This is a genomic window from Clostridioides sp. ES-S-0049-02 (assembly GCF_020658465.1).
Classification (GTDB): Bacteria; Bacillota; Clostridia; order Peptostreptococcales; family Peptostreptococcaceae; genus Clostridioides.
In genome coordinates, this window is the sequence record NZ_JACVWG010000009.1 from 18,667 (window position 1) to 32,002 (window position 13,336).

The window sequence follows — 13,336 nt, forward strand, 5'->3', positions numbered from 1 at the left end:
TAATTATATAAATATAAAACTTGAAAGGAGAATAATCATTGATTTCAATTTGTATTTGTGATGACGAAAAACAACAAAGAAGTATGCTAAATAAAATCATCACAAGAGAAATGGATTTATGGGGCTATCTCTGCCAGATAAAAGAATACTCAAATGGAGAAAGTCTAATATATAATCTAGAACATGAAAATTATTATATGGACATCATTTTTTTAGATATTGAACTTGGAGAAATTAATGGAGTTGATATAGCAAAAGTCATTCGAAAATACTCAAAAGATACTATAATTATCTTTGTCACAGGTTTTTCTGACTATGTATTTCATGGATATGATGTAGGAGCTTTAAACTATATCTTAAAACCTTATAAAAGTGAAAAAATATGTGAAGTCTTAAAAGAAGCACTAAAAAAATTAGAACAATGGAAAGAACACTTTATTACGATTCAGATTGGAACTAACCTTTGTAAAATCAATACAAAAGACATTCTCTACTTTAAAAGTGAATTAAGAAAGCTGACTGTAGTAACCTCTGACAAATCTTTAGAGTATTATGGAAAACTAAATGATATGGAAGATATTCTTCCATCTAATTTTATACGTACACATCAAAGATATATTGTCAATCTAAACTATGTAAACAGTATAAATCAAACATATGCTAAAGTACAAAATGAAAAAATTCCTATAAGTCGTCAAAAATATCAAGAAGTTGTAGGAAAATTTACAAGACATATGCTAGAATCTTAATTTTTAGAAAGGTTTTCAAATGGATACTTATTCAATAATATCAAAAGCTACAATTTATATTACAGTTTTACTTAGCATTTTTATGGCCTTTTTTCTTTATAAGCTAACATCTTATTTTATAGATTTTAGGAAACATTGGATTTTTAAAATAATATTGATTTTGGGTTATTCTATTATTGGTCAAATGATAATATGGCTTTCTGACCCTGTAAATATACTTTTTACACTACTTGGATATTTTATACTCCTTATAGTCTGTAGTAAAAGTAGGTTGATTCCTATAATATCAGTTATAATGATACTCTATCCTATTATAGTTGGTGTTAATTTTCTTTTTATAAACAATCCTATATATAGAGAACTTGTAAGCTCAAGTGAGTATACTGTAGTACTTTCAATCTTTAAGATAGTTTCTGCCATAATTAAAGTATTTTTATGGTTTTTGATACATTTTTTCTTAAAAAATAGATTAGTTAATATAAAACAGTACCTTACAAATCGCATATGGATTTTTATTGATATAGTATGTATATCCTCATTTTTATCAATATTAATTGCCATTATTTTGCCACCCACTAATTTAATTCCTATGGGTAGCGATTATAATATTATTTTAGGTAACTTACCTTATGGTACTTATCTAATTATTTTATCTGCAATCATAGCTAATATTGGTGTGATACTTCTTTTAAATCCATTAATTGAAAATGTAAAGATGAAGTTAGAAAATCAATCGAATCATATAAAAGAAGAATATTACGACTTACTAGAGAATCAACAGGTTCAGATACGCAAAATACGACATGATATAAATAACCACTTCCAAATGATTGAGTCTTATTTAGAAGTTGAAGATATTGATGGAGCTAAAGATTATTTTACACAATTAAAACTTAGTTTTGGGACTTTAAGTGGTAAGCAATTTTGTAAAAACCCTGCCCTTAATTCAATTTTAAATCTTCGTCATACAGAATTGGAAGAAAATAGTGTTGATGTTCATTTTAATATAGATATAGACAATCACTTTGGTATAGAGCCAATGGATTTATGTACTATTTTTTCAAACTCTTTGGATAATGCTATAGAAGCATCCTTAAAGATTTCCGACTTATCAAATAGAAAAGTGGTGCTAAAAGCACGTTGTGAAAATGAGTATTTTAGCTATTTATTAACAAATAACAAGGTAAATCCTATCATTAAAAAACATGGTTTATTTATTTCAGATAAAGATAATAGTAAATCTCATGGATATGGTGTTGAAAATATCAAGGAAATTGTTGATAAGTATAGTGGAGAGTTGAATATTTCTTATACTGATACAGATTTTTCTTTATTTCTTTATATTAGGTTGTGTTAGTATTAAGCTGAGAATCTTAATATATTTAAAAAACTCCAAAAAGGAAAGCCAGAAATGACTTTCCTTAATTTATATTTTAATAATAATATAAACACATATAAATTGTGAGCTTTTTCAACTGTCTCAAAGTGATTTTAATATTTCATTTTTAGTAAGCATTGATATATTAAACTTAAATTTAAATATATTAAACTTAAATATAGTAAATAACATCCTAACTGTATCTATTAGAATACAATTTCCTAGATTTTTCAGTTACCTTTTTAATAAAATCTGATTTATTATCTGTATAAGCATCACGATTATGCTCATATTCCTTCCATAATTTCAACTTAAGATTCTCATATTCCTTCGCAACGCTTAGATTATCAATCAAATAATCTCTAAAAAATAATTCATCATTGTCTCCTGCATATCTTATATGTAAATGAAAAACTCGTTCTGCAAACCCATCTACTGTATATCCTTTATTAAATGAAATCCTATCACCACTTTCAGACATGCAAATATAGTCATCTGACTCAATTATCTCTTTAATCTCTTGCATATTACACTCAGGCTTTATCTCCATCAGTATATCAACAATCGGTTTTGCATAAATTGTATTCACAGCAGTACTTCCAATATGACTTATTCTCACAATTTTTTGCATAGGAAGTAGTTCAGTTAGTCTAGATTCTTCTTCTTTAAACCAGTCTTTCCAACATTCCCTATGATTAGTTAAAAATATGGGAAATAGCTTCCATAACTCTTCTAACGTCATATCTGACAGTTGTTTTCTCATAAACCAGTTTCCCCCTTTTAGATTAGCAAATTTAATTGTTCTTTATACAATCTTTTTAAAATAATACTCACTAGCTACCTCTTGATTGTAAAATATCATAAATCCTATCGCATCAATTACTTCAGAAATCTTAATCCTATCATCACTCTCTAAAACATCAAACAATACAGGTAAAATCTCTACATTCATCCTTGCTAAACTTCTTGTAATTATATCCCTTGCCAATGGATAACTCTTCATCTGAATACGATTGAAATTTATTGATATATTCTTCTGTAATAAAACCTCGCTTTATCAAATTATACATATTACCCTATTCAAACAAAGAAACTAATATTGGACGCAAAGTCATCCCTAACTCAGTTAAAGAATATTCAACTTTAGGTGGAATTTGTGCATAGACTTCACGATGCACCAATCCATCATCATAGAAAGTATTGCAAACATAGTTCTCAAGTCTAGCTAAGTGTAAGAAGATTAATCTTCCATTTCCCTTTCATCAAATATTTTATGCTGAAATATTACACATGCACCACCATATTCCGCATTTTCTATTCTGATTGAACCACCAAGCATCTCAACTAATTGCTTGACAATGTACAACCCCAAACCAGAATGCCCATCTTTAGTTTGTCTAGCCTCATCACCTCTATAAAATTTTTCAAAAACTTTATGCATATCTTTAGCACTGAATCCAGCACCAGAATCACAAATCTCATATGAGATATATTCTTTTTCTGCCTTTGCCGATATTTTGATTTTTCCGCCTTCTGGAGTATATTGAAGACTATTGGATACGATATTATCAAAGATTCTTTCCAATTTCTCTATATCAATCAAAATAGATTCTTCTATATCACTTTGAATGTTTAAAGTGATAGATATTTCTTTTTTCCTAGCCTCTAATTCATAGTAGTATACTTTTTGCTCCAAAAACTCAGTAAGATTTATAGGAACTAACTGTAACTGAATACAAGATTTTTCAAGTTCAGAAGTATATTGCATTTGCTGAACTAGTGAGACACTTTTATCTACATTTGCTTCTATAACTGCAAGATATTGACGTTGTTCTTCACTAATCTCAGTATCATCAATCAGAGCTTCTGAATATACCTTTACAATAGATAATGGTGATTTCAGGTCATGTGCCAATGCCTCTACCATTTCTACTCGTTCCTGTTCTATTTTCCACTGTGCAGATAAGGATTTTTTTAATTCTTCTTTCATTTCTGAAAAAGCACTACATAGATTTCCTAGTTCATTATCCGCGTAATAATCTATTTCAAAATCAAGGTTCTTTTCTTTAATCTTCTGTGAACTATCCATCAAGAGTTTTAGTGGTCGATTGATATTTTTAGCAAGAATTCGAGAAAATAGTATTGTAAATCCTATAATATATATAAAAGGAGATAACAAAACAAGAATAATAACCCTATCGTCTCTCCACAACTCATTTTCATTTCCATTTGCATAAGTAAGTTTCAACTGATAAGCAAGAAGGACAGCCCCTTTGATTTTTCCACTATCATCAATAACAGGAACAATCTTGACAAAATTTCCCGAATCTATAATTTTAGTATTTAGTTTATTAAATAATTGTTCCTTTGTTTCAAAAATTTGTTTCTTATATGTACCATATAAAAAGTTACTGTCATTATCTACAACCTGATAGAGTAATCCGTCACCATGAATCATATTGTTCAAATCTTCTGCATTTGAAGGAGATAGAATAGTTGTATTTTTTTTATGAATGTATTTTTCTATTTCTGGTATCTGCTGTTCATAATAATTTTCGCCATATATGTCATTATTATTTAAAGCTCGAATAAACAACATAATTACTCCAGCATAAGTAATCAGTGACGCCAATATGCTGGTGATTATAATTAAAAAAAGTGTTCTGCGAAACTGTGCTGAAAGTGACCGATTTTTTATGCTTTTCATTATATGAAAATCTCCTTCTCTAAAATTTGTTCCATTTATACCCAATTCCCCAAACAGTAGAAATATATTCAATTTTAGGTGTTACCACAGAAAATTTAGCACGAATCTTCTTAACACGCTCAACAACTGTTGAATCTTCACCTTCTGAATCATATCCCCAGACTTTTTCATAGATTTGTTCTCTAGAAAAAACCTGTCCTGCATGCAATGCAAGTAATTCTACAATATCATATTCTCTCTTTGTCAAGTGAACATCCTTGCCATCAATTTTGACTGCACGCTCTTGTATATCTAAACATAGTTTTCCAAAATACATTTTTGGACGTTTATTTTCCATATTGATATATTGTGACCTCTTTTCACGGCGTAGATTAGCTTCAATACGTGCCATCAATTCTCGTAACCCAAAAGGCTTCACTATATAGTCATCTCCACCAAGAGTTAATCCCTTTATTTTATCTGTTTCTGATTGCTTTGCACTTAGAAAAATGATAGGGCACACTACATCATCTCGTATGGTACTACAAACTTCAAAGCCATCAGCCCCAGGCATCATAATATCAAGTATAATAAGGTCTGGCTGTTTCTTTGCTAATTCAATTCCATCATTTCCATTATATGCGATAAGTACTTCATGCCCTTTTGACTTCAGTTTTTTTTCTAATAATGTCACCAATTCTCTTTCATCATCAACAATCAATATTTTGCTCAATTTTAATTATCCTCCAATACTTATGCATTATTAACAAGCCTGTATTGTGACCTGCTCATATATTATCTGATAATTTTTCTCATTGGTCAAGTTTATAAAAATGTCCATAGTCATTACTCATTGCATGCTCTACCTTCCCATCTGTTAAACCATATAATTCCACCAACTAGAAAAATGATAAGTCCAATTCCTGTTAAATTAAGTGCATTTATTAGCTGTGACTCTGCTCCTGAAGAAATTGCAGTTGATAAGGTAGTCTGAAAATAAATAGATGGAAACATTGACATCTTTACTGGCCAAGCCCAAGGAACAAACACCCAGATTTTACCCCCAAGACTTGTTCCTCCAATCAAAGCAGCCATTAAAATACCACCCATGCTTATTCCTATGGATGCTCCCATCCCCCATAAAAAACTGACCCACAAGTGAATAGATAGAATTGGAAGTGTCCCTATTACTGCAAGTAAGGATGCCATCATAAATAGAGAAATGCTACCTCCATCAGGTATTATAATATTCATTCCGACACATATTATAAGTGATGAAATAAAAGTGCTGACTGCCATACAAAAAATCAATATAAAAAATTTTCCTAAGTATAACTTAATTCGGGAGACTCCTGTATTTAAAAAACCATTGAACTCTCCAGCAAGTTCCTCCTCATGTATAATAAAGCTTGATAGAAGACTTATTCCTACTGGAATGATAATTGCTGTCCATACTATAAAATAACCTTCAAAAACAAATTTATATGTAACTTCAGACCTAATTGCCAGATAAGCAACAACACAAAGTGCAATGACTACAGGCATAAAGAATGTAAGCCAACGAATTGCTGTACGTTTTGTTTTTAGCCACTCTGATGATAATACTCCTATCATTTTACTTCCCTCCTATTAAACCAAATACCTGTAATTACTGTAATTACAACAAATATAACCACAGATAAGATAATCCCAACAGGAATCACAGATGAATCTAAAAGTGGATTTCCAGTCTCCAAAATAGCTCCATTTGGATGCACACCAGCAATAGGACACATCAGCCTCATAGCCCAACTCCACGGTACTGCAAACCATAAAGATTTTATTGCTGTAAGAACACCTATCATCATACCTACAAGTGCAATTCCCATACTTAAAAATGTTCCTTTCCATGTAGCTGCCCACAGCTGAATAGGGATAAGTGAAAGAGAAACAAGCCAACAAACAAAACCTCCAGCAATAATCTTACCAAATGGGATTGCTCCTTCTGATAAAAACAAACCAGTCATAATTGTTGAAACTATCAAAACTAGTGTTGAAAGCAGAGTGTAAACTGCCATAGCCATAACCTTATCAGTCCAAAGAATCATAGGTGAAACATTATATGCACGCAAAGTGCGATAATTCCCAGCTTTTCTTTCCTGACTAGCTACCAAAGTAGCAAACAATCCCATACCAAGAGGTAAAAATACAAATGGCCACGAATTAAAAACCAAGGCTAGAAGGCTGTCCCATGACCAAGAGCTACTTTGAGATAATGGGTTTTTCATGATTGTTGATTGTGTTATCCCTGCATATAATGCAAAGAATATTGGAATAAAAACAATCAATTTCCCCATAAATGTTCTTTTGTATTTTAAAAGTTCAGATTTAAGTCCATTCATTTTACTTTCCTCCTTTTAAGATTACATCAGAGAAGAATTCCTCTAGATTTTCATTTGGGTCTGGTATACCTTGAAATAATAGCCTTCCTCCACTAATAATTCCTATTTTATCAACTACCTGAGCAACCTCTGATAATATATGACTTGAGAGAATTACTGTAATTCCCTTTTCAGGAAAAGATGCAATCAACTCACGTAGTTCTTGAATTCCAAATGGGTCAAGCCCGTTGGTTGGTTCATCTAAAATCAATAGTTCTGGATTATTCAAAAGTGCAATAGCGATTCCAAGTCGTTGTTTCATTCCCATAGAAAATTGTGAGGCTTTCTTTTTTCCAGTATTTTTTAAATCAACTGTGTCTAATACTTCATGAATTTTTTCATGTGGAATGCCTAGAAGTCTTGTGTGAACTAGTAGATTTTCCTCTGCTGTAAGGTTTCCATATAAAGCAGGTGATTCGATTAAAGAACCGATTTTTGTAAGAGATTCTCGTTGCCAAGGCTTTCCATTAAAAAAAATATGTCCTCCTGTTGGATGAAGAAGTCCAACAATCATTTTAAGTGTTGTTGACTTACCTGCACCATTTGGTCCAAGAAGTCCATATATACTATTACGTTCAATTTGAAGTGAAATATGGTTGGCTGCCATCTGCTCTCCATATCTTTTTGATAAATTTTTTGTTTCAAGAATTAAGTCTTTCATGTCTATTCATCCTTTCTTGTAATAATCTAAATTCATTTTCTATAAGAAGATTAACATGAAAAAATAACAATTCTATAACACTTATAATTTTTTTATTAAAATATACTATTTATTCATAAATGAAAAAAGTTAATCAGTACTAACAAAGAAAAAAAGCAGGATATCCTCCTACTCTTTTTTCTTTGTTAATATTATGTAATTTATATCTTACACTACTCTATTCTCAATACTTGTATTTATTCAAAAGCTTTAAACTCAAGTATATTTTCTTTAATATACTGCTTCATATTTCTTTAAAACACTGCTCCAAAAAGGTTAATAGTATTTCTATAGTGTTTAGACTAAAAACATATCTTTTTAATTATCTTGTTTAGTATCAGAATCAAAAGGAATCCATGCACGTCCAAACTCTTTATCTTTAAATAAATAGGATAATCCAGTTATTTGCTTTAATCTAAGAATCTCCTCAATATCCATCCCTAAGTGCTTTGATATCCATTTATCAGATTTTCCAATATCACAAAGTTCCTTTATAATATTGCTCATTAAATCCACATTATGTGAACCTCTTGCACGATTGTGACGAATAGTACTTGCCATTCTCTCATCAAGTGATTTATCAATTACTGAAACAGGAAGTACTCCACCTTCTCTATCATATATATCCTTATTTTCAAGCATTATTCGATATCTATGAAAACCATCTACAATAACATATTTGTCATTTTCTGGATTATAATAACAGACAATCGGCATTGTATATCCATCTTCTTTTATACTTTTATACAGTAACTGCATTTCTGGTGGAGCTACTGCATTTGGATTATAGTCGTTAGATTCTATCTTTTCAATTGGGACAGCGATGATTTCATATACAGGACTTTTATACTTCATAGCATCTTAACTCCTATCTTAGAAAATTTTTCATACTTTTTCTTAATGTATTCTGTTTTCATTCTTTGCTCTTTTGTAGGACCAAATCCCATAAACTTACACATATGGTCATTTTTTAAAATACAATAACACATTCTTTTCCAACTTGGTATATCTTTAGTAAATTTAATATCATCTGTGTCATCAGGTATATCTCCTAAGAATACGACTCTACTTTTTTTATCTTTTGTATGATTAGAAATTCCATTTATTTCTATATTATACCCTTTTCTTATCAACTCACATATAGCGATTTCTGGCAAACCACCACCCTTTTTATGCCAAAAGTCGATAGATGTTGAAAATTTTTTAATATAATTATTTCTTATATCTTCAGGTAGTGTATCAAGCAGAAAATAAGTGAAACTTTTCCATGTATGTCCTTCTGGCAACTTTACACTACGATACCCCATAGCTTTTGTTTTTCCATAAATAGAAGTAAAATTAGCCCCTTGTACTCTAGCAACCAATTTCACCCATACTTCTGGGTCCAATATCTTATATAAGTTTAAACTCTCTTTTGCTGAATCATTGAAAGGAGATGCTACTCTCATTTTTCTTGGAGGCAATCCAGCTTTATAGAACAAATCATAGATTTTATTGTACTCATAGTCGAATTTATAATTGGCTACCCAAACATCTTCTAGTCCCCAGTCATATAAAGGAGATGCTGTCCATACATTTTTAAACTCCTTTGTTATCCAACACTTGCCTTTATATCCATGCTGTTTATTCACAATAGCACAATAACGTTGTAAGGATTCTGAAGCTCTTGTTCCAAGTAAACAAGCAACTTTTGCACCCTTATGCTTGTTTCTCATCCACCTACCAAATTGCTTTGCCAAACTTTCCTGCTTCATCTTATACTTATAGTAGGTAAAAAGATTATTTTCTTGATTTATTACGTATTCTTTGTCTGGCATTTTTCTTACCCATAATTCTTCTTTCTCATCATCCCATGGATACCAAAACATTTCATGATTACCTACAGCTGTTCTCGTAGCCATTGGCAGACATACCCAATATGGTTCAATATCTTCAAGATTGTCTTCAAACATTTTTTCAACATATTCTGTTGTCATACTATATTGAGCCTCAAAATCTTGATGAAATACTCCTATTTTGGATTTTATATTATATTTTCTTTTATAATCCAAAACTAAATTCAATAATAGACCACTATCTTTTCCTCCACTGAAAGATACATAGATATAATCAAATTCACTGAAAACATAAGAAAGTCTGTCTTGAAAAGCTTCAAATACACTGGATTCCAAATATCTTTTATCCATTTGTAATCTCCCCTTTCAAATAGAAGTTCATGAAAGCTTATAACATAATATTATATATGCACTTTTAGTAGTAATCAGCATAAATTATGAATCCTCTAAGTGCATAAATCCAAAAAAATAAATATAATTATAATATAAATCAATTTTTCTATTATAAACTATATTTTACCATTATTTTACATAATTTTCCAACAGCATAATTATCATTATTTCTTCAGTATTTAGCTCAATATTTTGTATTTTACATATGTTTTAAAATCAAATTTTTATTTTCCAAGTTTATAATTTTTTAGATTATATATTTCTTTTATATATTTCTTAGGTAAATTTTAAAAATGTCTTTGCTTTTTTTATTGTTTTATAAGAAAAATAATATAAACATATATAATATTTAAAATAATATAGACATGTATAATGTTTAAATATACTATTAACTTATAAGATAGTAATTTTATACATCAATAATTTTTATAAAAATCAACTATTTTTAGTTAAATTGGGTAATAAAAAATAAAAGGATGGTGATTTGATTGAAACTTAATAAAGGTATCAAATTTACAATAGGATTGCTTATTGATATAGGAATCAGCTTAGTTTTAGGTCTTAACCCCCTATTAACAACTTTATTTGCTCTACTATATATAACACTTTATATTCCAGATATTTGTAATATCATAAAAAAATAAATATTCATCTGAAATAGACTATATAGAAAAAGCGCCCTACTTAAAAGACTATTCTAGCTTAAATTCAATTGATTTTTATGTAGTACCACATTTCCAAAATTGAGAATTTGGAAAAGCTGTAGAAAAAATAGTAAATGCGTATTCTAAAACTTTAGAATTAAAAACTATTAATGATAATCAAGCAATATTAATTGAAAACGACAGTGTTAGAATTTTAAAATAATTTAATATAAATAGCACCAGAAAATGATAAACACTACATTGTCATATCTCTGGTGTTTTTCTATGCAATAAGTTTTAAAATAGTCCTCGATGAAATCAACATTGACTTTGAAAATACAGACTACCCACCTGGGGAAAAAGAAACCTTCCGTGTTGGTGAAGAAATCAATGAGAAAATAAAACAGTTACTAAAGGCTGGTATCTTATCAGGTGAGCTTAGAGAAGATATTGAAATTATGCCTACTATATTTTCACTGTGGGGAATGTTATCTGGCATTATACAGACAGCACCAAATAAAGAAGCTTATATCAAACAAGAAGTAAAACTTTCTAAACAGGAATTTCTTAAACACGGATTTGATATGCTTTATCGCTCTATTTCCAAATAGATAAGATAAATCTACAAATATACAACTATACAATTTCTTATAATAGACATTATTACTTTATATATTTGAATATATCTGAAATTAAATTAAAACAAAAGATATTCAAAACAATTACCAAATACTCTAACTAAAATAATTGAGAGATATTAGAAATGAAAGTAAGCAAGAAAAAAATCATTTATTGTATTATCGTTATAGTTTTGCTGATAGGACTTGCATACCTTGGAACCTAGGTTGGAGAATGTAATATAAATATCATATCTGCTAAAGTAGAAGTCACTGTAAAGAGTGGTAAAATTTCAAACATTAATCTTTTGGAACATAAAAATGAACGAGGAAAAAAACAGAAAAAGTTATTGATAAAGTACTTAACAAGCAAAAAGTAGATGTAGATGCTGTATCAGGTGCAACAAATTCAAGTAAAGTTATAAAAAAAGCAATCGAAAATGCACTCATAAAAGGATAACTATACTTAACAAATTTCTATAAGAGTAAAAATATTGTTTTTGAATATCTGTACCAATTTGTGGTATAATAAAAGCAAGAAGAACTACAATCTATTTCGTCGTAGAGTGAAGTTCATAATTAAATGAAGCTATTTGAACTTATGGAACTTGATTTTAAAATCAAATTCCCAGCCACTTTTACTCTTGCCACGAGTTGAGTGGCTTTTTACTTTCGTAAATACTTTACAAATTAAGTAAAATATTAAACTAGCAACAACGCCAGCTATTACATTAAGTAAAAAGTTATTCATACTTCCCACCTCCTATCATTAGGAAGTAGGTTTTATCCTAGTATGAACTCCACTCTTAAATTATAGGTTACATCTTCTTGCTATAAATATTATAACATATACTTTCCCATATTTTACCTGTGTTTTTATTCTAATAACTCCCTTTTCTTTTCAGCATCATATCTACCTACTATCATCAAATATTGTTTAAAAATTAGATTTAATATAATAAAATCAACTATAAACAAGAATAAGTTTGTTTCTCTAAGCAATGTAATGCTTATAGGAATGTGTTACAAATAAAACTCTCAATAATTGAGCCTTGAGTAGTGATAAAATAATATTTTTCATAAAATAAGCCGATTAATTGATATAAATTATCATTTTCTGTTGAAAGTTACATTCATGCGTGCTATACTTAATTGCATAAATGGTAATAAATGTCATATGATTTTACAATTCTATTAATAACAATTATTATTAACTTTTTAATTTTCGAAATAAATATCAAGAATTTTCTAAAATACATGATAATTCTTTAAAATATAAGAGAATTATTAAAATGTAAAAGAATTATATAGACTATATAAAAAACACATAAAACTATACAAAAATATATAGGATTATACAAAAGCGTATAGGACTCTCGAAACATAATAGAACTATATAATACTACTTTTGTAAAATCGCGCTCTATTTTTAACATTTATTACTTTATACATAAGATATATAAATAAAATTTAACTTAATGAAGGGATATGATAAAATGAATATTTTAAAAATGAAAAAAACAGGGATATTTTTAGGAGGAGTACTTTTAGGTACTGTAGGTGTCAAAATACTTTCAAGTGATTGTGTAAAAAAGTCTTGTACTAAAGCAACTGCTGGAGCGTTGAAAGTTAAGGATTCTGTTCTTGAAACAACTACTAAAATCCAAGAAAATATGGAAGATATTTTAGCTGAGGCAAAAGAAATCAATGAACTAGAAGAATTATCTTCATCTAAAACAAAAAATGTCCAGGAAGATACTAAAGTTGTACAAGAAACTATTAAAGATGAAAATGTACAAACTGTAGAAAAAAATAGTACTTGCACAGCAGAATAAATTTAACGATTATTATGGTTAATAATATCAGGTGTTATGATTAATAATATCAAGTATTATGATTAATAGTATCAGGAGG

General features: G+C 29.2%; 16 protein-coding genes. 5 read left to right on the plus strand and 11 right to left on the minus strand.

Annotation, left to right across the window (positions count from 1 at the left end; genetic code table 11):
* The first annotated feature begins 38 nt into the window (after positions 1 to 38).
* Both IC213_RS15730 and IC213_RS15735 read left to right on the plus strand, forming a co-directional pair.
* Positions 39 to 749 carry a LytR/AlgR family response regulator transcription factor gene (locus IC213_RS15730; RefSeq protein WP_227863256.1) on the plus strand — a complete coding sequence of 237 codons (711 nt, stop codon included), beginning with the start codon at positions 39 to 41 and terminating at the stop codon, positions 747 to 749.
* A 19-nt stretch (positions 750 to 768) separates the two neighbouring features.
* The gene (locus tag IC213_RS15735) at positions 769 to 2,106 is read left to right on the plus strand and encodes a sensor histidine kinase (protein WP_227863257.1); all 1,338 of its coding nucleotides are present in this window, start codon (positions 769 to 771) and stop codon (positions 2,104 to 2,106) included.
* A gap of 214 nt (positions 2,107 to 2,320) precedes the next feature.
* On the opposite strand, the gene IC213_RS15740 is transcribed toward IC213_RS15735, so the two are convergent.
* The 10 genes from IC213_RS15740 to IC213_RS15785 form a co-directional block, all read right to left on the minus strand.
* Entirely contained in the window at positions 2,321 to 2,890 is a 570-nt protein-coding gene (locus tag IC213_RS15740; RefSeq protein WP_227863258.1) for a GrpB family protein, read from the minus strand.
* Positions 2,891 to 2,932: 42 nt separating this feature from the next.
* A complete protein-coding gene (locus IC213_RS15745; RefSeq protein WP_227863259.1) occupies positions 2,933 to 3,130 on the minus strand; it encodes a hypothetical protein in 198 nt (65 codons plus the stop codon).
* Positions 3,131 to 3,203: 73 nt separating this feature from the next.
* The gene (locus IC213_RS15750; protein WP_413927309.1) at positions 3,204 to 3,305 is read right to left on the minus strand and encodes a winged helix-turn-helix transcriptional regulator; all 102 of its coding nucleotides are present in this window, start codon (positions 3,303 to 3,305) and stop codon (positions 3,204 to 3,206) included.
* A 62-nt stretch (positions 3,306 to 3,367) separates the two neighbouring features.
* On the minus strand, positions 3,368 to 4,726 hold the full coding sequence (locus IC213_RS15755) for a sensor histidine kinase (protein ID WP_413927310.1): 1,359 nt from the start codon (positions 4,724 to 4,726) through the stop codon (positions 3,368 to 3,370).
* 127 nt (positions 4,727 to 4,853) lie between these two features.
* Positions 4,854 to 5,546: a response regulator transcription factor gene (locus IC213_RS15760; RefSeq protein WP_227831356.1), complete on the minus strand. Its 693-nt coding sequence runs from the start codon at positions 5,544 to 5,546 to the stop codon at positions 4,854 to 4,856.
* Between the two features lie 113 nt (positions 5,547 to 5,659).
* Complete coding sequence (locus IC213_RS15765) at positions 5,660 to 6,427, minus strand: lantibiotic immunity ABC transporter MutG family permease subunit (protein WP_227483069.1); 768 nt, start codon at positions 6,425 to 6,427, stop codon at positions 5,660 to 5,662.
* Complete coding sequence (locus IC213_RS15770; protein WP_227845500.1) at positions 6,424 to 7,194, minus strand: lantibiotic immunity ABC transporter MutE/EpiE family permease subunit; 771 nt, start codon at positions 7,192 to 7,194, stop codon at positions 6,424 to 6,426. Before IC213_RS15770 ends, IC213_RS15765 begins: the two co-directional genes overlap by 4 nt.
* 1 nt (position 7,195) lies before the next feature.
* Positions 7,196 to 7,894 (minus strand): lantibiotic protection ABC transporter ATP-binding protein, encoded by a 699-nt coding sequence (locus tag IC213_RS15775; protein ID WP_227433574.1) that lies wholly within the window; start codon positions 7,892 to 7,894, stop codon positions 7,196 to 7,198.
* A gap of 357 nt (positions 7,895 to 8,251) precedes the next feature.
* The gene (locus IC213_RS15780; protein WP_227433575.1) at positions 8,252 to 8,788 is read right to left on the minus strand and encodes an IbrB-like domain-containing protein; all 537 of its coding nucleotides are present in this window, start codon (positions 8,786 to 8,788) and stop codon (positions 8,252 to 8,254) included.
* Entirely contained in the window at positions 8,785 to 10,119 is a 1,335-nt protein-coding gene (locus IC213_RS15785) for a phosphoadenosine phosphosulfate reductase (protein WP_227433576.1), read from the minus strand. Before IC213_RS15785 ends, IC213_RS15780 begins: the two co-directional genes overlap by 4 nt.
* A 961-nt stretch (positions 10,120 to 11,080) precedes the next feature.
* On the opposite strand from IC213_RS15785, the gene IC213_RS15790 reads away from it, so the two are divergent.
* A complete protein-coding gene (locus IC213_RS15790) occupies positions 11,081 to 11,416 on the plus strand; it encodes a hypothetical protein (RefSeq protein ID WP_227863260.1) in 336 nt (111 codons plus the stop codon).
* A gap of 355 nt (positions 11,417 to 11,771) precedes the next feature.
* Entirely contained in the window at positions 11,772 to 11,882 is a 111-nt protein-coding gene (locus IC213_RS21385) for an FMN-binding protein (protein WP_227835506.1), read from the plus strand.
* Positions 11,883 to 12,011: 129 nt separating this feature from the next.
* On the opposite strand, the gene IC213_RS15800 is transcribed toward IC213_RS21385, so the two are convergent.
* A complete protein-coding gene (locus IC213_RS15800) occupies positions 12,012 to 12,173 on the minus strand; it encodes a type I toxin-antitoxin system toxin (protein WP_227433577.1) in 162 nt (53 codons plus the stop codon).
* Between the two features lie 745 nt (positions 12,174 to 12,918).
* Here IC213_RS15800 and IC213_RS15805 point away from each other — a divergent pair.
* Positions 12,919 to 13,257: a DUF6110 family protein gene (locus IC213_RS15805; RefSeq protein WP_227863261.1), complete on the plus strand. Its 339-nt coding sequence runs from the start codon at positions 12,919 to 12,921 to the stop codon at positions 13,255 to 13,257.
* The last annotated feature ends 79 nt before the right edge of the window (positions 13,258 to 13,336 follow it).